This is a genomic window from Blautia sp. HCN-1074 (assembly GCF_037890165.1).
Taxonomy (GTDB): domain Bacteria; phylum Bacillota; class Clostridia; order Lachnospirales; family Lachnospiraceae; genus Blautia_A.
The window spans coordinates 16,698-39,530 of sequence record NZ_JBBKBP010000015.1 but is presented as its reverse complement, the minus strand read 5'-3'; the positions used below and the strand labels follow the sequence as shown (position 1 = coordinate 39,530).

The 22,833-nt window shown below is 39.5% G+C and carries 23 protein-coding genes and 4 pseudogenes; 5 read left to right on the top strand and 22 right to left on the bottom strand.

Annotation, left to right across the window (positions count from 1 at the left end):
* Positions 1-78: 78 nt before the first annotated feature.
* From WKT11_RS12810 to WKT11_RS12725, 18 genes and pseudogenes are all read right to left on the bottom strand, one after another.
* Positions 79-1,062, bottom strand: coding sequence for an ATP-binding protein (locus WKT11_RS12810; protein WP_055150941.1), 984 nt, complete (start codon positions 1,060-1,062; stop codon positions 79-81).
* A gap of 5 nt (positions 1,063-1,067) precedes the next feature.
* Positions 1,068-1,526 carry a DUF4869 domain-containing protein gene (locus tag WKT11_RS12805; RefSeq protein WP_118613179.1) on the bottom strand — a complete coding sequence of 153 codons (459 nt, stop codon included), beginning with the start codon at positions 1,524-1,526 and terminating at the stop codon, positions 1,068-1,070.
* A gap of 255 nt (positions 1,527-1,781) precedes the next feature.
* Positions 1,782-2,270: pseudogene (locus WKT11_RS12800) on the bottom strand (Y-family DNA polymerase); the annotation flags it as partial.
* Positions 2,271-2,309: 39 nt separating this feature from the next.
* A pseudogene (locus WKT11_RS12795) lies at positions 2,310-2,817 on the bottom strand (YaiI/YqxD family protein).
* A 10-nt stretch (positions 2,818-2,827) separates the two neighbouring features.
* On the bottom strand, positions 2,828-3,196 hold the full coding sequence (locus WKT11_RS12790; protein WP_119242347.1) for a VOC family protein: 369 nt from the start codon (positions 3,194-3,196) through the stop codon (positions 2,828-2,830).
* Between the two features lie 26 nt (positions 3,197-3,222).
* Positions 3,223-3,633 carry a peptide deformylase gene (locus WKT11_RS12785; RefSeq protein ID WP_119242346.1) on the bottom strand — a complete coding sequence of 137 codons (411 nt, stop codon included), beginning with the start codon at positions 3,631-3,633 and terminating at the stop codon, positions 3,223-3,225.
* Between the two features lie 88 nt (positions 3,634-3,721).
* Positions 3,722-3,877 carry a hypothetical protein gene (locus WKT11_RS12780; protein WP_181991564.1) on the bottom strand — a complete coding sequence of 52 codons (156 nt, stop codon included), beginning with the start codon at positions 3,875-3,877 and terminating at the stop codon, positions 3,722-3,724.
* A 186-nt stretch (positions 3,878-4,063) separates the two neighbouring features.
* A complete protein-coding gene (locus tag WKT11_RS12775) occupies positions 4,064-4,279 on the bottom strand; it encodes a hypothetical protein (protein WP_340284781.1) in 216 nt (71 codons plus the stop codon).
* 29 nt (positions 4,280-4,308) lie between these two features.
* Positions 4,309-4,713 carry a (deoxy)nucleoside triphosphate pyrophosphohydrolase gene (locus tag WKT11_RS12770; protein WP_019163307.1) on the bottom strand — a complete coding sequence of 135 codons (405 nt, stop codon included), beginning with the start codon at positions 4,711-4,713 and terminating at the stop codon, positions 4,309-4,311.
* 11 nt (positions 4,714-4,724) lie between these two features.
* Positions 4,725-7,715 carry a DUF3427 domain-containing protein gene (locus WKT11_RS12765; RefSeq protein WP_340284774.1) on the bottom strand — a complete coding sequence of 997 codons (2,991 nt, stop codon included), beginning with the start codon at positions 7,713-7,715 and terminating at the stop codon, positions 4,725-4,727.
* Positions 7,716-8,062: 347 nt separating this feature from the next.
* Positions 8,063-8,173 (bottom strand): YccF domain-containing protein, encoded by a 111-nt coding sequence (locus tag WKT11_RS12760; RefSeq protein ID WP_226824968.1) that lies wholly within the window; start codon positions 8,171-8,173, stop codon positions 8,063-8,065.
* A 6-nt stretch (positions 8,174-8,179) separates the two neighbouring features.
* Positions 8,180-8,536 carry a VOC family protein gene (locus tag WKT11_RS12755; protein WP_117846347.1) on the bottom strand — a complete coding sequence of 119 codons (357 nt, stop codon included), beginning with the start codon at positions 8,534-8,536 and terminating at the stop codon, positions 8,180-8,182.
* Positions 8,537-8,578: 42 nt separating this feature from the next.
* The gene (locus WKT11_RS12750) at positions 8,579-9,286 is read right to left on the bottom strand and encodes an SDR family oxidoreductase (RefSeq protein ID WP_118517025.1); all 708 of its coding nucleotides are present in this window, start codon (positions 9,284-9,286) and stop codon (positions 8,579-8,581) included.
* Between the two features lie 27 nt (positions 9,287-9,313).
* Positions 9,314-9,499, bottom strand: a pseudogene (locus tag WKT11_RS12745) (GNAT family N-acetyltransferase); the annotation flags it as partial.
* A gap of 95 nt (positions 9,500-9,594) precedes the next feature.
* Positions 9,595-10,584 carry a guanosine polyphosphate pyrophosphohydrolase gene (locus WKT11_RS12740; protein WP_340284754.1) on the bottom strand — a complete coding sequence of 330 codons (990 nt, stop codon included), beginning with the start codon at positions 10,582-10,584 and terminating at the stop codon, positions 9,595-9,597.
* A 178-nt stretch (positions 10,585-10,762) separates the two neighbouring features.
* On the bottom strand, positions 10,763-12,553 hold the full coding sequence (locus tag WKT11_RS12735) for a flavin reductase (RefSeq protein ID WP_117677388.1): 1,791 nt from the start codon (positions 12,551-12,553) through the stop codon (positions 10,763-10,765).
* Positions 12,554-12,799: 246 nt separating this feature from the next.
* The gene (recQ, locus tag WKT11_RS12730; protein WP_340284750.1) at positions 12,800-14,677 is read right to left on the bottom strand and encodes a DNA helicase RecQ; all 1,878 of its coding nucleotides are present in this window, start codon (positions 14,675-14,677) and stop codon (positions 12,800-12,802) included.
* Entirely contained in the window at positions 14,674-14,811 is a 138-nt protein-coding gene (locus tag WKT11_RS12725; RefSeq protein WP_178761381.1) for a hypothetical protein, read from the bottom strand. The genes recQ and WKT11_RS12725 overlap by 4 nt, the downstream gene beginning before the upstream one ends.
* Positions 14,812-14,966: 155 nt before the next feature.
* Here WKT11_RS12725 and WKT11_RS12720 point away from each other — a divergent pair, with 155 nt between their 5' ends.
* Entirely contained in the window at positions 14,967-15,152 is a 186-nt protein-coding gene (locus WKT11_RS12720) for a hypothetical protein (protein ID WP_117846342.1), read from the top strand.
* A 64-nt stretch (positions 15,153-15,216) separates the two neighbouring features.
* Here the strand turns inward: WKT11_RS12720 and WKT11_RS12715 are convergent, their stop codons facing one another.
* The 3 genes from WKT11_RS12715 to WKT11_RS12705 all read right to left on the bottom strand — a co-directional run bounded on the left by WKT11_RS12715 (position 15,217) and on the right by WKT11_RS12705 (position 17,103).
* Entirely contained in the window at positions 15,217-15,636 is a 420-nt protein-coding gene (locus tag WKT11_RS12715) for a response regulator (protein WP_340284745.1), read from the bottom strand.
* Positions 15,582-16,355: a sensor histidine kinase gene (locus tag WKT11_RS12710; RefSeq protein WP_340284742.1), complete on the bottom strand. Its 774-nt coding sequence runs from the start codon at positions 16,353-16,355 to the stop codon at positions 15,582-15,584. Before WKT11_RS12710 ends, WKT11_RS12715 begins: the two co-directional genes overlap by 55 nt.
* Before the next feature lie 289 nt (positions 16,356-16,644).
* Positions 16,645-17,103 (bottom strand): Lrp/AsnC family transcriptional regulator, encoded by a 459-nt coding sequence (locus WKT11_RS12705; protein ID WP_117677391.1) that lies wholly within the window; start codon positions 17,101-17,103, stop codon positions 16,645-16,647.
* A gap of 218 nt (positions 17,104-17,321) precedes the next feature.
* Here WKT11_RS12705 and WKT11_RS12700 point away from each other — a divergent pair, with 218 nt between their 5' ends.
* The 3 genes and pseudogenes from WKT11_RS12700 (at position 17,322) to WKT11_RS12690 (ending at position 20,340) form a co-directional block, all read left to right on the top strand.
* Entirely contained in the window at positions 17,322-18,650 is a 1,329-nt protein-coding gene (locus tag WKT11_RS12700; RefSeq protein WP_118411013.1) for an MATE family efflux transporter, read from the top strand.
* 48 nt (positions 18,651-18,698) lie between these two features.
* Positions 18,699-19,655 carry a 2-hydroxyacid dehydrogenase gene (locus WKT11_RS12695; protein ID WP_340284733.1) on the top strand — a complete coding sequence of 319 codons (957 nt, stop codon included), beginning with the start codon at positions 18,699-18,701 and terminating at the stop codon, positions 19,653-19,655.
* Between the two features lie 172 nt (positions 19,656-19,827).
* Positions 19,828-20,340 (top strand): annotated as a pseudogene (locus WKT11_RS12690) (helix-turn-helix domain-containing protein).
* A gap of 100 nt (positions 20,341-20,440) precedes the next feature.
* Here the strand turns inward: WKT11_RS12690 and WKT11_RS12685 are convergent.
* Complete coding sequence (locus WKT11_RS12685) at positions 20,441-21,193, bottom strand: MerR family transcriptional regulator (RefSeq protein ID WP_118137970.1); 753 nt, start codon at positions 21,191-21,193, stop codon at positions 20,441-20,443.
* Between the two features lie 113 nt (positions 21,194-21,306).
* Here WKT11_RS12685 and WKT11_RS12680 point away from each other — a divergent pair, with 113 nt between their 5' ends.
* Positions 21,307-22,632: an MATE family efflux transporter gene (locus tag WKT11_RS12680; RefSeq protein WP_118247344.1), complete on the top strand. Its 1,326-nt coding sequence runs from the start codon at positions 21,307-21,309 to the stop codon at positions 22,630-22,632.
* The last annotated feature ends 201 nt before the right edge of the window (positions 22,633-22,833 follow it).

The following is a 22,833-nucleotide window of genomic DNA, read 5'->3' as shown; positions in this document are numbered from 1 at the left end:
TCAGCAGGATTTTGCATATCATTCATTTCGGCATTTCTATATCACGTAATACGATAATAAAAGCTTTTTTCTGACTTTTCAGAATGATTTTTCCCAGTCTACCAATTTCATGATTGTTTTTACCGCATTCACTATTCTTGGAGCAAAGTACGCCTTTGTAAGCCTTTTCTTCGAATATGCCCATATAAAATTCTTACTGGTACTTTCTATCAATAAATCTGTAAAATATCGTTCCCAACTGACATACTCTTTACTGTCTATATATTCTTCTGGATTCTGAAGTATTGTTTCTACTTTTACTTCCGGTATTTCCTTTGTTGAAAGTAACAACCACTCAAAAGATTCTGGTGCATAGAGTACAATGTTTCCCTGTGTTTTAATGCATTCACTGATATCTTTCATCTCTGAACCAAATGCAGCTCCATCTACGATGACCAAAATTGTACCCTCTTCATTCGTTCTCTGTTCCAACTGTCTGATGATATTTGACTTCCCACTAGCAGAAAAACAGTTCACACCCTTCTGTCTGGACATTTCTTTAAAAAATTCAAATCCAGAATTGGAATCCTCTGTTATTACAAGTTTCGGATTGATATTCTTTTCCTCTGATATTTCACCATACAAATGATAAATCTCATTATATTTCTGTTTCGCATCATGAAATTTTCCAGATTTGCGAAATCCATATATTTCACTTACACTATATGGCAATGCCGGAAGCTTTTCTCTTGTAGCCAGTACAAAGTAATTATCAGATCCCTGCACAAGCTGTGCAAACTTCTTTGAAACGAGGAAGCGATTTCCTTCATCAATAAAAATAATGCTTCCTGTTGTTTCTTCTATCTTTCTTTCCCAATCCTCACTATCAATCACTTTACAGGGGCAGTCACAGGAAAGAAATACACCGCTGTCCGCACCATATCTTCCATAATCATGTATAAGATCAATTAAAACAGTCTTACCTGATCCACTGTCACCAGTAATGATTGTAATATTCCTATGAATTACAAAATCATATTTCACTTTTCTGGATTCTACAATGATTCTATGTGAACCTTTCATAATCACTACTCCTGTTTCATTTCATTTAAATACTTATTTGCTATAGGAACAAGTTCCTTCATTGAATGGACCGTTTCTCCTCCATTTTGGATTTTTATCTCAAATTTTGTATCTTTTCCAAAACTCATCATATGTCTGAGATTAATGGTAACATCTTTAAGCCTGCCTATTTCCAATATCCATTTTGCACAGTTATCGCCACAGGTCGAGGCATTGAAAATACGATCCGGTTCATTTAAAATCAGCAACAATGTTTTCACTCCTCCTGACAATCTTTCAGGAGGAATCTGTCCCAACACCGGACTGTTAATGCATTCACCACTCAATACTTCTGAATCATCAATATCTTTAATCATCTTTTTCGCCAGTTCTGCATCAAGCCATTCTGGTTCATAACTGTTTTTAAAATAAACATTTGTATTATAAATACTGTTTTTCACATCTCCATAAATAATGTTCAACATTTATAAGAGCCTCCTCTCAAAATACAATTCTTCTTATAACATGGTTTCGTTCCGCCAAAGAATTCCGGTCTGATTTCTTCAACCTTGTGTCCTCTACTGCCAGAACTATAACAATCCTCTAAAATAATGCATCTTAATCCAGCCCATCAGAGTGTGAAATCCTACGCCAATATAGCAGAAACTTAATTTTCGCTGTACTAGTGAAACATTCTATATTCTTTGTATATGTTTTTACATTTACCACTCTTCACATTTAATATCGCTTGCTGTCATATTATAAGTATGCAGATAATCCGTTACATCCATAAATACTTCGTCAATCGAATACGGAAAAATATCTTCCGGCGCAATATATTTCAGATAAATGCTGTAAATCCTGGTGCTGTATTCCAGATAGAGAGCCATCCGGGGAGGAGCAACAATATAATCAATCTCCAGTGCAGGATTGATATTTAATTCTGTACTGTCATCAGAAGAACCAATAAATGTTCTGTTCGGTGCTCTCCACCTGCGGGCGCTGTTGGCTTCTTTTACTTTTTGAACAACCTCAAATAAACGAGCCCTTCCGGGTATCCCATAACACTTTAAGGCTGGAGATACCGCAAGACAGATTGTTTTTTCTGTTCTGCTTTTATCCGCAACCACAAGATTGATTGTCAAAGGATCCCGATTTCGTTCTTTACATTCCACAGACGCATAGAATGACTTAAGATCAATTGCAATATAGGTTCTTTTCTTTTCCATCATTCTACACCTCCCGATTCTCCTGTGTTCCGTTTGTGATTACATCTCCTTATCCATTGCCATATGTATCATTTTCTCGAAGGATTCTCTGAAATGCTCATCATCCTCCGCTGTTCGTTTTCTTGGGCCTTTTACATGATTCTTTCCGGATGCCCTGCGTGCCTTCTTATTCAGATGCCGCTCCATAAGCATCTGGTCAATATTCTCATTCGTATACCATTTCCCAGATTGATGAATCGCATAAGGTCTACGCTCCGCTTCGGTCGGCTCAAAACCAAGGTCCACTGGACCTTGTGAGCCCTTTTCCAAGTGCCATTGCAGCCACTCCATAATCCTGTGATATAACAATATCGCCTTTATGGCAAATGCTGATCAGTTTATAATCCACTGCATCTGCTCCGGCTTCAACTACAATCACTTCACTGTAATCAGAAGATAACACATGATTGGTATCACACAACAACGTTACCGGAAGATTGTGCTCTTTTGCAACTTTTTCAACAATACCAACTACCGGACAGGCATCTGCATCAACAAAAATCTGCATATCTTCTCCTTTAATTAGACATAAATGGAGTGCGAACCTCAATGAGATTACCACTGGGATCATACAGTCTTACAAGCTTCTGCCCACCTGCAAGTTCTGTCAGTTCTGTGGCATATCGAACGGAATACTTACCAGATTCATATTTTACAATCAATCCATCTATAGCAAATTCCTCGAAATACAGTTCCATCATGTTATTGAATGGCGTAGAAGTCTCATCCAGCGTCTTCCCCCATAGACCGGCATCCTGCAAAACAAGTCCCTCCGATAAGATCACATTACCTTCATGCTTAAGAATCACTTGCAGTCCAAATAAGTCCCTATAAAACTCTATGGATTTTTCTATATCATCCACCACGATCAATACATTTTTCAGCATATCCGTCACCTCGCAATCCGCTTTGGTTATATAATTTTTCCGGACAAATGATCAATTTCATGTTGGCAAATCTGCGCCGTCCATCCTGACAATTTCTGGCGCTGTTTTTTCCAGTTGAAGTCATAATACTCTACTTCTATTTCTTGGTATCTGTTCGTCTTACGAACACCATCCAGGGACAGACAGCCTTCTTCTGTCTCATACATATCACGCTTTGAAACAATCACCGGATTGAACATCACAACATCTATGAATCCCATATTCACAATGATGATATTCTTCCTTATACCAATCATATTTGCAGCCATACCAACGCACCGTTCCCGGTTCGCCTGCAGTGTGTCTTGCAGATCCTTTCCAACCTGGATATCAGCTTTTGTGGCCGGCTCGGATGGCTGGCCTAAAAAGAAAATGTCTCTTACTATTTGCTTTACCATTTATTTTCTCCTGTATTTAATTTCTAATTCTTATTTATCCTGACCTGAAATCTTTCTCATCGGCTCAAGATTAATTTTACAGCATCAATCAAGTCCTCACTAAATCCTTTAATACCAACTCAAGTATAACATAGATATAACCCCTGTAGTGCATAAACTCGAAATATTCCTGTTCACTGGCAAATAAAATGTATTTGTCTTCTACGTATCCCATATATCCGTTGCTTGTGTTATAACCTTTCATCTGCCAGTTCCCCCTTGATTTCTTTTTCTAATGTTATCAGTTTACACCAAATGGCTGTACAAAAATTCCAACAACCATTACTGTTCAGGAATTAGCAGAACTAAAAAAACCAATGGTGCAGACTGATAACAGTCAAAGCCATTGGTTTTCTTTATCCAAATATATTCTCTGGTTCTTCTACAATTTTTATTTTACTTTTTCCAACTTGTTATTTGCATCAAAGCAAACCTTGTCCCCTTCATTAATATTACATTCATAGAGCATGGCATCCTCTGCTTTTATCCTTATTTCTTCTCCTGAAGAATTCGTAAGCGTCACTATTGCCATGACTGGCATGCCTTTCAGTCGCTCTTCACAACCGAAGTCCAGGTCTTCCTCAATTCGTTTTACTGTGTATATCATAGCAATTCCTCTGAAAATAATGTTAAAAATCAGTTCTCCATGTTCCTTCGAATTTTCTCTATCAAAGTGACATCTGCCGGTAACCAGGCAACGCTATCCAGTTGGTCCTTCGTAAGCCATTTTGCAGCTTCCGCTTCTTTTAATTCCAGGTGACCGGCTGTGACCTCTGCCCAAAAGCAATCCATGGAAAGGTGAAAGGTGGGATAGTCATACTCTATAGTATCAATCAAATCCCCTACCTTAATTTCTGTATCCAGTTCTTCCATGATTTCTCGCTTTAATGCTTCCTGAGGTGTTTCACCTGCTTCGATTTTTCCTCCAGGAAACTCCCAGCCGCCTTTCAGCTCACCGTAACCACGAGCCGTTGCAAAAATTTTATTCTTTTCTTTCATATTGTCGCAGATAACTGCTGCAACTACTTTTATTGTCTTCATCTGTTCCTCCTCTACGCATTCACGATATACTCGTAAATATCTTCTCTCACCGGCACATCAAGAATCCATTCGATTTCCACCGCCGTTTTTTCTGTATTCGCCATCATAAATTCTTTCGTATTTCCACTTGCCGTCATATGTCCGAGATAATAAAACTCTTTCGAAATCTTATCGTCCTTATTCTTTCGCACAAAAAGCTCTACCTGAATATCACGTTCTTTTGCTTTGAGGAAATTCTGGACATCTTCCGATTTTAAGCTTCTTCCGGATTTGGAAATAGCGATCAAGCGATTTCTGAATCCTTTCACAAAATGATCCTCGTATTTTGTGGTATCGCTGATGTCTGCTGATTTGTCATAGTTAATAAATACAGGAAATGTCTTTGTCTTCTTATCGTATTTGTAGCCACCAATGTTCAAAGGCACTTCATTCTGCTCCCAATTCAATAAACGACAAACATCTTCATAAGTATATTTCTGGTACAGCACCAGATCCGTATCTTCATAACTTGACTTGTAATCCCTTTTATAACGGCTGATTCCAAAATCTACCAATTCATCAAGAATGTTATAAAAATCTTCGTGCACTGCCATCTCCGCAAAGGATTTTGTCGGCTTATAATCATTTTCATCTTCCTCAATGAAAATGCATTGCGAATAAGCCTTCTTCCCTGTCCCCGCTGGGAATTCATTGGTCATAACATTTACAAGATTTTCCTTCTGATTCTGGCTGATTTTCTTCCCGTAATGCTTCATGTCTTCCGAAAGCCCGGCAAACAAACCAATCTGCGCCGTTCCCTGTACATAAGCAAGTATACGTTTTAACAGTTGAAGCTCCTGAATACGCTTTCCATTTGCCAACTTTTTAGACACAAATTCGATCACCTTCTCCTCTTGTTCTGAGAGGCGAATTTTATAATCCTTTTCATATTTCACAAGAAACTTATAATACGATCCTAAGCTTTTATTATCGAAAATGCGGATGACATCCATTTCACCATACGTGTCAAAATCACACAACTTCGGAATCCTGCCAAGTTTGCCCCTAAGGTTCGTATAATTTTCCTTTATCAGTTTAATATCCGAAAAGTTCGCATTGTCTACGGATGAGAAAATCCTTTTTCGGCTGACCTCATCAAAATGTACGGTTGATGCACCAGGTATTACACGGCCACCTTCCATAATGTAGCGGCGAATATTGTCTTTGTTGTAAGTGCGATCTCCGGACAACGCAATCGGGATCATAAAGTTATTGTTATAATTTCCGATAAAATCCAAAATAACAACATACTCTTTGCCCTTTGCTTTACGTAGTCCACGGCCAAACTGCTGAATAAATACAATCGGCGATTGTGTCGGGCGAAGCATAATGACCTGGTTCACCTCAACGATATCCACGCCCTCGTTTAAAATTTCCACAGAGAAAATATAATCCAATGGCTCATTCTCATCTGTCGCATCGCCCTCATCCATCGCCAGCCGCTCAAATGCAGTTTGTCTTTCCTGCTCTGACGCACTTCCATTTAATGCGATCGTGCGAAATTCTTTTCCAGTCAACGGATTGATCATCTTATTAAACTTGGCAGACAACACTTCCGTTTCCATCAAAGTACTGCAGAAAACAAGCCCCTTGACCTTCTCACCGCTGTAACCATAATAATCTGCCTGGGCAACAATATGCTTCACGCGCTCATCACTCGTAAGCATAGAAAAATCGCAATTACATTCTTCATTATCACCAATAATCGACAAATCAGTTATGCCAAAATAGTGGAACGGGCAAAGTAAGTCCTCCTCCATCGCCTGCTGCAAGCGGATCTCATAGGCAATCTGATAATTGAAGATTTCATACACATTTCTTCCCGCAATGTTGTCATCCCTCTTATCCGGTGTAGCTGTCATTCCAAGCCACAGCTTTGGCGTGAAATGTTTCATTATTTTCTGATATGTCTCAGCAGAAACGTGATGTGCTTCATCCAGCACGATACAGTCAAACGCATCTTTCGCATATTGAAGCAAATGCTCATCTCGGTTCAATGTCTGCACTGTAGCAAACACATAATCTGCATCATATTCACGATAACCTGCTCCAACAAGTCCCATTGAAATAGATTTTGCAAAAACTTTTTCGTAGGACTTCTTCGTCTGCCTCGCCAGCTGCCCCCTGTGTACTAAAAACAATACTCTTTTGAAACCAAGCTCACGCATAGCAAATGCGGATGCATAGGTCTTTCCTGTTCCAGTCGCGGAGATCAGCAACGCCCGCTCTTCTCCCTGCTCCAGAATCTTCCTCAAATTCGCAATAAATCTCTCTTGCATAGAGTTTGGCTTTAATCTATATTTTTCCAGTGACGGGATTTCTTCGCTTTTTGCGATTTCCCGCTGGTGTTTTATAATATTGTAGCGTTCTTTGTAGACTTCATAAAAATCATTATATGGTAAAGCGTACTCACTATTCCATAACTTCTGAAATTCTTCTACGATTTCTTCCGCAACCTCACCATTTTCCGTAGAAATTAGTTTTGTATTCCACTCTTTATTTACCGTCAGCGCCGCACTTGTCATATTAGAGCTTCCGATGATGATTCGATAAATCTCTTCTTTTTTAAAAATATATCCCTTCGTGTGGAAACCATTTCCAGCCGCTTCCACGTCATACATTTTCAAAGTAACATTTTTCAAACTATTAAGTTTTTCAAGCGCTCTCGGTTCACTAAAGTTCAGATAATTTGTCGTAAGAATCTGTCCTTTAACGCCCTTTTTCTCAAGCTCTTTTAACGTCTGCAGAAGTGGTGTCACACCACCCATTGTGATAAATGCAACACTGATCTGAAACTCTTCGCAGCGCAGTAATTCATCCTCTACGGATGAAATAACCTTCTTCCCCTCTTCCGGATTGTTCGATACAAACGCTGGCTTATATGCCAGATTCGCCGCCATGGAACCATTTATATATGCGGCACTTAGGCCGTTTTGCAATTCATTGATCACATTCACATCCATTGAAACAGATCTCCCTCTCATTTCATGATGAGCAAAACAAAATGCTCTGCTTAGTATTATACCTTATGAGAGAAGGTTTGTCATTGAAATCTCCTGGAAGCGAGCGTGGCAAATGGAACAAAAAAACAGGTTCGGACGCACTGAAATTAACCAGTGTATCTGAACCAGGCTTTTCTATAGTCTTTCCGATGAATAGCTGGGCTGGCTTTTCATTGAAGTTACTCATTTAATTGTAAAATGATTTCCAAAATATATTCGTTTCTTTTTTTATATTCACCATATCATATAAATACACTTTTTCTACTTACATTATGTCTTACAATCATCGCTACATTAAATTTTGTATTCTATACTATCACACTGGCACCAAATGGCATGAAAGAAAGTCTTGCCATCTTGAAAAACTGCTTTCCAAACGGCCAGAATGCCAGGGTTGCAAATTTTTTTCGATTTCTCAACCAGCTTTACGGCAGAATCTCAAGCCAGTATCCATCTGGATCTACAATGAAATAGATTCCCATCGCTTCATTTTCGAAGCAAATGCACCCCATCTCTTCGTGCTTCTTGTGCGCTGCCTCATAATCCTCTGCCTTGAATGCCAAGTGGAATTCGCATTCACCCAGATTATACGGCTGTGGATGATCTTTAAGCCAGGTAAGTTCCAACTCAAAATCACTTACATCGTTACTCAGATACACAATAATAAAATCATCGGTAGTCTTTCTTCTCACTTCGTGCAGATCAAGGGCCTCGTTGTAAAATTTAATAGATCGGTCCAAATCTGATACATTGTAATTTTCATGAATCATCTTAAATTCCATAGTTCTTCTCCTTTTGTACATTCTGTGTTTCTAATACGTGACTTAGATATCAAATCTCCACCCACAATCACCATGATAAATCATTTGTTTTGTCATACCACCGTCAATGCAAATATTTTCACCTGTAATAAAGCCTGCTTTTTCAGAGCAAAGAAACAGTACCATGTTGGCAATATCCATGGGATTTCCCACACGATGAACCGGCTGCTGCACTGCATCTGCTCCTGTATATTCGGTAAAGTCAGTATCTATCCATCCCGGAGAGATTGAATTGACTCGTACTCTTCCTGCAAGGCTGACTGCCAACGCATGAGTTAATGCTGAAATTCCGCCTTTTGCTGCGGTGTAACTTTCTGTTTGAGGCTGACTCATGCGGTCACGGGAAGATGAAATATTGACAATGGCAGCTCCTTCAGAAAAATATGGCTGAAATAGTTTGGTCAGATAAAACGGTGCCGCAACACCTACTTTTAATGCATAATTGAATTCTTCATAAGAACAGTTGTCAATTCCTTTCATCAACGGTAATGCGTTATTAATAAGATAATCCACATGACCATATTCGGTAATTACCTTTTGAGCAAATTTCTCTAATGTATCCTGCTGTGCAAGATCACCGGTAAAGTAAACTCCAGGCTGCTTATCAATGCTACAGACAAGGGCTCCTTGCTTCTGAAATTCCTCTGCAATAGTCTTTCCAATGCCCTGCGCGCCTCCCGTCACAATAACTACTTTATTTTTAAATTCCATATAAAATTCTCCCCCAAAATCCGCTTTCTATTTCTGTTGCCACAACATTGTGTATTCTTTTTCACCAGTAACATCATCTAATCTTTCACACTGGATATCGAACCCTTCTCTTTGATAAAACGAGAGAGCTCTGGTATTCTTCTGGTATACATTTAATCGTAATCTAACATTTTTGTTCTTGATATAATCTAATAAAAGTTTACCTATACCACATTTATCATCCAGCTCATATTTTCCAACATAAATCTTCAACCCAATACTTCACTATCAGTAACCCATATATCGTCCTCGCACAAAAGCCTCCCTCATCAGTCAATCAGATCATTCTGAAATCTGGACAGATGTTCATACGGTAAAATCAGACGACCTCTGTATAACCCGCACCCGTCGTTAATCAAACTATTACTTACTGCTGCAAACATATTCACATCCAACTGTGTGAGATCCAGGTTTAACAGGCGCATTCCTCTTTCGTAGGCTTCGTCGAAACAGACGCTCTCTCCCTGTGGGATTGCGTCTCTTCTTGCGCGTTCGCTTTCCTGTTTTTTTTCATATCCCAGATGGTTTGCTGTGCCGATTTCTGCCACATCATCCATATCTTTTGTCCGGATCTGCACTTCAAGGAAAGAGCGGGAGCTGTTATCATAAAATGTGATATGTAAGGACTGGTAGTCGGACTCTTTTTTCTCTGAAATATAGTCTCTGTAATATGGTTTCGCGATGTCATCCAGTAACGGGAAATGGCTTAACTTTACTCCGTTCGCCGGTTCTGCGGTGAAACCTCTTTCTTCAAGAAATCCCGGAAGTTTATTTGCAATATCATACAAATATTTCAATTCTTCTGTACCCCTATCCTGTCCCGGTGCCAGGTGGCATTTCGGCAGGGAGATCACGATACGATAAGCAATCAGGTCCCGAAAGCAGCTTAAACGGTTCTTCAGCTCTGCAATTGGAGGATAAGTTCCGTGTTTGCTGTAATAGTCATAAATGTACTCTACTATATACCCGTTAAATTTCTCCTCAGCACGAATCAATGATTTAATTCTTCCTTTTACTGTGAATGCCAAAAATGGATACTCTTTTGTCATATATTTATAAAACTCTCTGATTTTCTGTGACTGGGCTGTGAGGAAATCGTTATGTTCCAGTAATTCCTTGATCTGGATCAGGAAGTTACAGTGGATCAGATCAATTTCATTATGATTTTTCTTTGCATCTTTTCGCAGATCTTCTATATAATTCTGCAATATCTTTAATACGGTATCTCCGGAATATAAGTAATCATTTAATGTTATCATATGTATTCACCCTGCCTTCCTGTTCACAATGTTATCTCTGTAAATTTTATTTTTCTTCTATTTTAGCAGACTTTAGAAGTTTATCAAGTTAAAATATTAACTTATTATCTCCATTGATACAAAAACAGACGGTTTTTACACCGCCTGTTTTCTATCATTTCCGTTATTTTCCTTAACATCATCCAATCGGCTCGAAATCCACTGCGCCATGTTTGCACAGTGGGCAGATGTAATCTTCCGGAAGTTCGTCGCCTTCGTAGATATATCCGCAGACTTTACATACAAAGCCTTTCTTGCCTTCTGTCTCTGGTTTTGGTTTTACGTTCTTCTGATAGTAAGTATAGCTCATTGTCTCCTGATCACTGACTACTCTGGCCTCTGTTACGCTGCAGATGAACATTCCATGTGTTCCAAGATCTACATACTGTTCTACTTTCAAGGACATAAATGCGTTAATGTATTTATCAAGAAATACCAGACCGTTGTCAGAACGGTTTATTTTCTGTCCGGCAAATTTATCCGCACTTCTTCCACTCTGGAATCCAAACTGCTCAAATACTGAAAATGGTGCTTCTACAGAGAGACAGTTTACATTCAGCACACCTGTCTGTTTGATAACATGATGGGAATAATTCGTCTTATTGATGTTAACTGCAACCCTGAAAGGTGAATCTGTCAGCTGGGTAACAGTATTTACGATCAGCCCGTTATCTTTCTTTCCATCATTAGATGTCACCACATATAATCCATATCCAATACGGAATAACGCAGTCATATCATTCTTATTTGCCAGTTCATCATTCTTTGCAATATATTCCTGGCAGAGTTCAGAAGCCATTGCCTCCATCTGATCTCTGTTTTCCTGATCTACCGCAGACATAATCTTCACTGTAGTATCCAGCCAGTTAATCTTTTTGCATTCGGAAAGCATACCTTTCATTACTTTTGCCGCCAAAGGTGCCCAGGAACCATTTTCAATCAGACCTACTGTGCGGTTCTGGAAATTATGCTCTACCAGACGTGTGATAAAGTCATTCATAAACGGATAGATTCCGGCATTATAGGTAGTTGTTGCAAGCACCAGTTTACTGTAGCGGAAAGCATCGCTGATTGCCTGGGACATATCGTCTCTTGCAAGGTCATAGACAACCACTTTCGGGCAGCCTTTACTTTTTAATTTCTGGACAAACTGATTAACTGCATCTTTCGTATGTCCATATACAGAAGTATAGGCAACTACAATTCCTTCTTCCTCAGGTGTGTAGGAAGACCATGTATCATAAAGTCCGATATAATGACCCAGATTCTCAGTCAGTACAGGACCGTGTAATGGACAGACTACCTGAATATCCAGAGTTGCTGCCACTTTCAGAAGTCTCTGTACCTGTGCTCCATATTTACCAACGATACCGATAAAATATCTTCTCGCTTCGTCATCCCAGTCTTCTTCTACATCCAGCGCACCGAATTTACCAAATCCATCTGCGGAAAACAGAACTTTATCAGTACTGTCATAGGTTACCATTACTTCCGGCCAGTGTACCATTGGCGCAAATACAAAGGTAAGATTATGATTTCCAAGGCTGAGTGTAGAACCATTCTCTACTTCCAGCTTCTGACCTTCCAGATCTAACCCGAAGAAATTCTTGATCATCACAAATGTTTTCGCATTGGCAACTACTGTTGTGCCAGGATATACTTCCAGGAAATTTGCTACATTTGCAGCGTGATCCGGCTCCATGTGCTGAACGATCAGATAATCCGGTTTACGTCCATTCAGTACCTGCTCCAGATTGTCCAGCCATTCATGTTTGAAATTAGCATCTACTGTATCCATAACTGCCACTTTTTCATCGAGAATTACATAGGAATTGTATGCCATTCCATTCGGTACAGCATACTGTCCTTCGAATAAATCTACCTGATGGTCATTAACACCTACATACTTGATCGTATCTGTAATCTTCATTGTACGCCCTCACTTTTTTATAATATATTTTGCTCTGTAAATCTTTATAATATCCATCTCTTTGTTTCTGGTTTTATTCTATACTATTTTAGTCCGTTTTTCAAGTACAAATTGGTAATTTTTTTCAAAATAATTCTTTCCCCTTTGGAATTTTCAGATATGCTACTTTAGAGGACAGTATCTACTTATCTTTTTCTTCTTCTCCTGTCGTAATACTCCATATACTTCCGTTTTTTTCATGTTTCTTCACTCTTCTCCTTCTTCAGTCATACTCAAAGTGACTCCTGGACGCTCCGTGCAAAATTTCTGAATTTCTTCTAAAAATCTCTGCCCGTATTTTTTCAATTTATTCGCTCCCACTCCTGAAACGTTCAACATCTCTTCTTCATCAGAAGGCTTTTTCACACACATATCAATTAATGTTTTATCACTGAAAATAATATACGGTGGCATGGATTCCTCTTTTGCAATTTCCAATCGCAATTTTCGCAGTATTTCAAACAAATCGTAGCCAGCAGAAGTAAGTGCATCTGTGCTTCGTTTTCGTACTGCTTTCTGTGTTTTTTTCTTCTTATCTGGTTCTTTTTCTTCATATGTACGCATAATCACGCGGGTATTTTCATCTTTCAGCGGAGTAATATCGCCAAGTTTCAATACACTGTATTTCTCCTGTGTCTGATACAGATAACCCATTTCTGTCATCTGGCTGATTAGTGTCCTAAGTTCTGCTTCGCTATGCCCGCTCAAAGCACCATAAGATTTATATTGATCCGTTCTAAGTTCCCGTAATCTGGCTCTTTTAGCCCCCATCAATGTTCCGAGAACTATTGTCAATCCATAGCGCCCCCTGGTCTCTGCGACACAATTGACTACCCACTTTGCCTCTGCTGTCATGTCCACTTCGTGATACTCTCTGTGACAATTTCCACAGTTATCGCACGGACCTGAAGTCTTTTCTCCAAAATATTCCAGAATATAATTTCTCAGACATCCGGTTGTCTTGCAATACCCTTCCATCGTCTGAAGCCGGCGTATATCCCTCTGTCTGATCAGATACTCATCTTCCTCATCTACATCAGAAAAATCTTTATTATCCAGAAGCATTCTGTCGATCATGACATCCTGCAATGAAAAAAGCAGAATACACTGCGAATTCTCTCCATCACGGCCTGCACGTCCTGCTTCCTGGTAATAATTCTCCATACTCTGAGGCATATTGTAATGAATCACATAACGCACATTAGATTTGTCAATTCCCATTCCGAAAGCATTCGTCGCAATGATAACAGGGGTTCTGTCATAGATAAAATCATCCTGATTCTTCTTCCTGGTTTCATTGGTAAGCCCGGCATGATATCTGGTGACAGGAACTCCTCTTTTAAAAAGCAGTTCAAACAGATTGTCCACATTTTTTCTTGTAGCGCAATAGATGATTCCACTTTCTGTTGGATGTTTCTCTATGTACTCCATGATGAATTCGTCTTTTCTGCGGATGTTTTCAACACTGTAATATAAATTCTTTCTATCAAATCCTGTGATCACCACTTCAGGATCTGCAAGGCTCAGTGTGCAGAGAATATCATTCTTTACTTCTTCTGTCGCTGTTGCTGTAAAAGCACTGACGATAGGTCGTTTGGGAAGATTTTTTATGAACTCAACGATTTTCAGATAGCTGGGCCGGAAGTCCTGCCCCCACTGAGAAATGCAATGTGCTTCATCCACCGTCACCATGGAAATCTCTACATTTCTGGCAAACTCCAGAAATTCATAGTTCTCCAGGCGCTCCGGAGCCACATAGATAATTTTATATCTTCCACTTGCTGCAAGATACAAAGCTTTACTAATCTGGTTTTCTGTAAGCGAAGAATTGATAAATGCTGCATGAATTCCTGCATCGTTTAGCGCCTTTACCTGATCCTGCATCAATGAGATCAGCGGTGAAATCACAAGCGTGATGCCCGGAAGCATCAGTGCCGGAATCTGATAACAGATGGATTTACCTGCTCCTGTTGGCATAATTGCAAGGACATCTCTGTTCGCCAGGATGGCCTCTACAATTTTCTCCTGTCCTTCTCTGAATGTGTCATATCCAAAATAAGTTTTTAGTGTTTCAAGTGCATTCACTTTTTTGTCACCTTCCATGCTTCATTTGGCGGAAAACAGATCTGCTCGATTTTGACCACCTGATCTGTCTCCTCTGGTCTGATATTACGGAATTCATACTTTTCCATAATTGTTTCGTTGATACATTCCTTCATTTTTCTACTCCATAACTTGATTTTCCTCTATACTGACACGTTACTGTGCAGTTCATTTTATTATACTGTAGCTGTTGCAATTTCTCAATGCGTATTTAAGATATGTGGAAATTATTTGATTACTGTTTACTCCGTGCCCAGTAACACGCTTCGCGATGTACAGGATTTATGCAACAGATGAAGATATTGTACCGGAAATTCTTTACATCCAGAAAGTCAGGACAGACGGAGAATTTGATCTTGCCTGGCAGGATATCCCTTACCAATGCTGCAAAGGAAGCCAGGCTCAACCTACTCCATTCTGGTACCAAGCATATGATGTTAAAGAATATAAAAAATGATTCTTCATGATTGAAATCAAAAAACAGAGCATAAACTAATATGCTCCATTTTTATACGTCTATCCTATATTCTATTTTTCATTTTTGCATCTCTTACCTGTTTACAGATAGTCTGCTCCACCTTCTCAATATCCAAAGGTTTTGCCAGATGTGCATTCATTCCAACAGCAATACACTTTTCAGCATCCTCCTGAAAAGCATTTGCTGTCATGGCAATAATCGGAATCTCTGCCTTTTTTATATCCTGTAAATGTCTGATACATTTGGTTGCCTCATAGCCGTCCATATTCGGCATCTGGATATCCATCAAAATCATATCATAAGTTTCGGCCGGCATCTGCTCTATCCTGTCCACACACTGTACACCATCTTCCACCCAGTCAATAATAAGCCCTGTTTCTTCAAGTATTGCAATTGCAATTTCTGCGTTCAGCTCATTATCCTCTGCCAGTAAAATATGTTTTCCGCGTAAACTGCTTTCCATATCAGCGGCATCTGTTTTTGATGCTTTCTGCCCGTAATAGTTCTCATCCGCTTTTTTTGTATCAGGATAAGTGTAAACACAGTTCCTTTTCCCAGTTCGCTTTTCACGTCTATGCTGCCGCCCATCAGATCCACATATTTTTTTACAATTGCCATCCCAAGACCTGTACCTGCAACTTTACCAACGGTCGTATTTCGCTCCCTTGAGAAAGAATCAAACAGAATTGGCAGAAATTCTTTGCTCATTCCGATTCCTGTATCACGAACCTCTATCTGAATTTTCACAGAATTCTCTTGTTCACATGGAATCTCCTGTACAGCGACCGTAACGGTTCCTCCTGCCGGCGTATATTTGACTGCATTACTGATCAGGTTCACCAGAATCTGTTTTGTTTTTGTAATATCACATAGGACCTGCTGATGCTCCACCTGTGTTTCAAATATAAGGTTCAGTCCTTTTTTGTCAGCCTGAGGTCCAAATACACTTTTTATCTCATCCACTGTCTGATCAATCCGGGCATAGCTTTCATCCAGTTCCACTCTTCCACTTTCAATACGAGCCATATCAAGTACATTATTGATAATTGCCAGCAAAAGATTCCCAGACTGTTCGACCGCCCTCTGATAATGAAGCAGTTTTGGATCTGTCAGTTCTTTTTTCATCAGCTGGTTATACCCAAGTAATGCATTCATCGGTGTACGGATATAACTATACCTCATTTCCGCTATTACGTGTTCTTATTGTACCTGTAATAATGAAAAAATATTAGTTATCAACTTTGCAAGCATTCATTTCCACAACAGGAAGCATACACATAAAAAAATAAAGATACTTTCGTTTCCACAAAAGTCATTTTCGCTTATATCCTGCCTTTAGGAATTTCCATATAAGCTGAATAAACGCTTCGTCATCAATCCTCTTTCTCAAGAGGTCAATAACTACTACAGCGAAAATTAATTATGCTTACACTTGCTGATAAGCACCTTATCTTGTCTTTTATGCAGGCTTCTATAGCCGTAATCCTTTAATATCTTTAATACGTGATAAGATTGTATTGCAGCTGCAGCTGATAACGCCGGGAAGTGTATCAATGACTGTGTGCAGGAAGTGTTCCATTTCATCACTTGATGAAGCTACGGCATGTACATGCAGCTTGTCTCTTCCTGTGACACGGTAAATCTGCGTGACGGTATCATTATTATGTAATATATCTGTCACCTGCGACAGATGGTCTGGTTTTGTCTCGATTTCAAAATAGCATGAAACAGCACCGCTGATCTTTTGAGGGTTTATTATAGTTGTATATTCTTCAATTATGCCTTTTTTCTCCAGAGCCTGAATCCGGGCTTTTACTGCCACTCTGGAAATACCGGTTTCTTTACCGATATCAGAGTAAGAAATACGTGCATTTTCTATAAGCAACTGGATGATCTTCTGATCCAGTTCATCTAAACCGTTCAGGTACATAAGTGTCCCTCCTGTAAAATAATATCCTCCGGATAGTAATTTTTTTTAAATATCATATCATTTATGTTGCTGAAAGTAAACGCTGGCTTGACATAGTAGCTGTAACTACATATAATTGTTTCGTAACGTAACTTAAAACTTGCATTTTGAATACATGAAATAAATTCCGGTGAAGGAAAGAATGAGTGAAATTATAAAGGCTGTGGAGGAATATGATAATGTCAAAAGATGAATATTTGATCACCGATACACCTCTTAAAGCATTGACGGTTTTTGCAATGCCAATGATTTTGGGCAGTTTTTTTCAGCAAATATACAATATGGCTGACTCTATCATCGTCGGCCAATTTGTTGGCTCCTCTGCACTTGCAGCTGTCGGGGCCTGCGCAGCGCTGACCAATGTTTTCATTTGTGTGGCACTGGGGGCAGGTGTCGGTGCCGGTGTGCTCGTGAGTCGCTATTTCGGTGCCAGGGAGTATAGAAAAATGAAGACCATCGTGTCAACGTCCTTGTTTAGCTTTTTAATTCTAAGCATAATCCTTGGTATTTTTGGCTTTTGCTTTTCCTACTCAATGATGAGGGTATTACAAACCCCCGGCGATATACTGAATGATGCAGTGTTATATCTGCGGGTCTATTTCGTGGGCTTTCCGTTTTTGTTTATGTATAACATTCTTTCCAACATGTTCACTTCCATTGGTGAATCAAAAATCCCACTGGGACTCCTGGTATTCTCGTCAATCTTAAATATTTTTATGGATCTTTGGATGGTGGCCGGACTTGGTCTCGGTGTGTTTGGTGCAGCCCTTGCAACTCTTATAGCACAGGGGATTTCTGCGGTGTTTTCACTTTTTCTTTTCCTTAGCCGGATGCGTCGATATAAAAGTCGCTTTGATTGGTTTGACAGGCAGGAGTTATATTCCATGCTTCAAATTGCTGTACCTTCGGTTCTTCAGCAGTCTACAGTGTCCATCGGTATGATGATTGTACAAGCTGTTGTAAATCCTTTCGGTACACAGGCACTTGCGGGGTATGCGGCGACGATGCGGGTAGAGAATGTTTTTTCATTGATTTTTGTATCCATTGGCAATGCGGTTTCCCCATATGTTTCCCAGAATCTTGGTGCAAAGAAAATTGAACGGATCAAAAAAGGATATCACGCTGCACTGGTGTTAGATGTATGTTTTGCAGTTCTTGCTTTTATAGTCATTGAAACATTGCATACTCAGATTTCCTCGCTATTCCTTGGTAAAGATGGAACTGTCCTAGCTTATCAGGTATCCGAGGGTTATATGAGATGGCTCGGTTACTTCTTCATCTTTATGGGAATCAAAATGGCAACCGATGGGGTTCTTCGTGGTCTTGGAATCATGCGCCCGTTCCTTATTGCAAATATGGTGAACCTGGCGATCCGCCTGTCAGTTGCTTTGATTTGTGCACCGCGTTTTGGCATTGTATTTGTCTGGCTTGCTGTACCGGCAGGTTGGTTTGCAAACTTTTTAATATCCTATGTGGCTCTTCGGAAATCATGGCCGACTGATAAATAGGTGCAATCCCGATAGCGTGAAGTAATTTACCAAGGAGGAATTTATAGTATGAACGATAAATGTGTAGTATTGAATGCAAAGAAAATGAATTTTGATGGGAAGCTGGATTTTTCCGTTTTATCTTCTGATGTTACAGTATATGATGATACAACAGAACAGCAGCTGTCAGAGCGTATTCAGGGTGCAAATATCATTGTAACAAAGGAGATGCCTGTGAGTGCAGAAATGATACAGAAATTCCCGGAATCTGTTAAACTGATCTGCGAGGCAGGTACAGGATATAATAACATTGATCTTGAAGCAGCACGAAAGAAGGGGATTACAGTCTGCAATATTCCGGCATACAGCACAGAACGTGTGGCACATACTGCGATCATGATGATATTGAATCTGAGTTCTGCAATGCAGGTACAGATGAAGATGCTGGCATGCGGAAATCATGACAATTTTACCAGAAATCTTCAGGTTCCGCATGTTGAGGTAAATGGAAAAACACTTGGTATTATAGGTGCAGGACACATTGGCAGGAAAGTTATCCAGATCGCACAGGCTTTGGATATGAACATACTTGTATATACCAGGACACCAAGAGAGGATGAGAAGGGGATCCGCTATGTATCGCTTGAGGAATTACTCAAGAATAGTGATTATGTTTCCATGCACTGTCCATTGACGGAAAGTACAAAACATATGATAAACAAAGAGTCTTTATCACTTATGAAGCCCTCAGCATTTATTATTAATACTTCAAGAGGTACACTTATTGATGAGGCTGCTCTTATAGAAGCATTGGAAAATGGTACGATTGCAGGAGCTGGACTTGATGTTCAGGAAACTGAACCACCTGAAGAAGCCAGCCCTCTTTATACTATGGATCAAGTCCTTTTGACGCCACATATGGGATGGAAAGGACTTGAGACAAGACAGCGGTTGGTTTCTATTCTGGCGGATAATATAAAGCAGTTTATGGAAGGGAATCCGATCAATGTTGTATCAGGTCTATAGTATCTGGCAGCAAAGTGATGATATAACATTCGGGTTTGCAGAGTGAAAAAATATTCGTCTGATTTTCTTACCACATTTTATGACAACAATTTATAGTTTATACCACAGCAGGTACGGTTTCTGGCAGATTCATTTTAGACAGCTCATTCTCCACATGAAACTTATCTGGAATATGACACAGGCAGAACTCGGTGTAGCTCTTGGCTGGGGCCAGGGTGCGAACCGTCTTGCCCAATACGAAACCAACTACCGGGTCCCCCGTAAAGATCTGGTAACAGAAATGGCTAAGATTCTGGACGTAAACCCACTGGCACTCCATGAACCAACTACGGTGAATGCTTCTAAGCTAATGGAAATTTTGTTCTGGATTGATGAATTTAATCCTGGAATGATTAATCTCTTTCAATTGGAGACTTATCCTAACGAAAAATCAAATTCCAGCAACGATACCTCTATACGCTACCACAATTCCGATAGTCGGCCTGCTCATCCACCTGTTGGCATATGGTTTAATTATGGGATTCTTAATAATTTTTTGAAAGAATGGACAATTAGAAAAGAAGAACTGAAATCCAGCTAGATTACCAGAGATGAATATTTTGAATGGAAAATCAACTGGCCACAGATCTGTGATGATTGCGATAAACAGGAACCGTCAAAACAGTGGAGAAATTTATATAAATAATTCAAAGACCGAAACTCTCCATCTTGCTTTGAATTTCGGTCTTCTTAAAGCTCATTCGTAACCGGTCAGTGCTTTCACAGTTGCCATAAATGTTGCTCTTTCATATGATTTCTACAAACGTCTTATAGAAATCATATGTCTTTCCGTTTTCCTGTGCACAAAGCAAAAAGCGGCTGATGATTGTACCAGTACGGTGTGATTCCTGAATACGTGATAAGTGTTCGTGCAGGTTATTAGGAAACCCCTCTGTCACTTCTTCCCTAAGCAAAAAAGTTACATAACGATTTGCCTTTTTTTGCCAAAGAATACTGGATTTTGGAAATAAAGAACTCATTTCCGCTGGTATAGTAAGCCCACGTTGTTCCTGTGGAAGTGTTTGCGTATGCTGCACCCGTGAATAAAGATATGGATTTTCAATATACTGACGCAGCTTGTCCCTTTCAATCAAGTCAAAAGATACAATGCAAGCTGTATCAATATCAGACTCTTGATATACCTGTGTTTTCAATTCCTCCAATGTCTTCAACGCCTTCATATGATAGCGTAATTTCTCCATCCGACGTGCAAGCAGTTCTTGTTGATGTTCCAATTCTAAAAGTTTCTCAGAAAATAATTTTCCATGCTGCTCAGGCGTTGCGGCATCCATTCCACGAATTTCCTTTAACTCTAACCCAAGATTTTTATAAAAAATGACATCTGAAATGGTCATTAAATCTTCAATTGCATATTCCCGATATTGATTTTCAATTTTCTTTCCGGGATGTAAAATCCCCTTCTCCTCCCAATACCTAAATGTAGATGCTGGTATATCAAAAAAACGGGCTATTTCTCCAATTTGAAATCTTTTATCCATGATTCTTCCCTTCCTGGTTTTAAAACTTACTACTATTTACCCACTATACTATTTTTCACGTTGACCTTCAAGCTACTTTAAGGTTTATACTTCCATCAAGGGAGGAAATTTTTATGGAAAATGCTTTAATTTTTGCTTCTGAAAAAGAAGTTCAATTCACAAAACTATTAAAATTTATTGTTCCGACATATCTAACATCATTATTTAACACAGTCTATACCATTATTGATGGTATTTTTGTTTCTACATATGTCGGAACCAATGCACTGGCTTCTATTAACATTGTTTATCCTATTGTAAATGTATTGACCGGAATTGCACTTGTATTTGCTACCGGCGGCAGCGCTGTCACAGCTTTGCACATTGGAGGAAACAGAAAAAAGGAAGCAGACCGCTCCTTTTCTGTCAGTTCTTTTGCAGCTATTTTGCTTGGATGCCTCATTTCCCTGATGATTCTTACGAATCTCTCAGCAATTCTGACCATGCTCGGTGCAACCCCCGTGACAATTGCAGGGTGTAAAACATACGCACGTTGGTGGCTTTTTGCAGCTCCCGTCGTAATCGGTAAGGAACTGTTTACATATTTTATCCGAGTGGACGGTGCCCCCACATATAGCTTTATAACTGCACTGTCCGGTGGTATTTTGAATATCGTTTTGGACTATATTCTGGTCGGACAAATGCAAATGGGAATCTACGGTGCTGCACTGGCAACAATTCTTGGGCTGGTATTGTCATTTTCTATGGGAATTTATTATTTTATCCATAAACAAAAGTATCTTTCATTTACCTTGCATAACTTATCCTTGCGGGAAGCCATGCATTGTATGATAAATGGTGCATCCGAATTTGTCAATCAACTTGCTATTGCAGTTACAACCATCGTATTTAACCGCACTGTACTCTCCTTTGCCGGTGAAGACGGTGTCGCCGCAGTTTCCATCATCATGTATCTGCAGTTTTTGTTTATCGGTGTCTACTTTGGTTTTTCTATGGGCATAGCACCATCTCTGAGTTATGCGTATGGCGACCGAAAAATAAGAATTTGTCGAAAACTGGAAAGCTATGCTCATCGCTTTTTCGCAGTAGCTCCAATCGTCATTTATGCACTGACCTACTTTCTTACTCCAGTTGCTGTATCCTGTTTCGCAGATACATCCAGCCCTGTATTTCCTATTGCAGTGTCCGGAATGAGAGTTTATGGACTTGGTTTTCTATTTTCAGGAATTAATATTTTTGCTGCAATTCGAATGATGGCATATGGAAAAGGATATTTCTCCGGTCTGATCACATTTTTGCGTTCATTCCTACTATTACTTTTATTTCTGATTGTACTGCCTTTGAAATTTGGTTTGACTGGAATATGGCTCGCCGTTCCTGCGGCAGAAGCTCTAACATTACTCGTTGCTGTATGGTTTCTACGGCCGATTCATTGTTAGAATAAGACTCCTTTATAGAAGAACCACAACTTACACATGACATTCAAAAAATCCCTTATGTATCCGGACTGTCCTTCTCCTTTTTTCTGTAAATCGGCGGGTCTTCGACACTTGCGAGAAATAAAAATTACTATAAACCGTATAAATGCGGGCTTTTTTACTTTATAGGAAAGACCGCCGAGGGCGGTCTCCTGAGTAAAA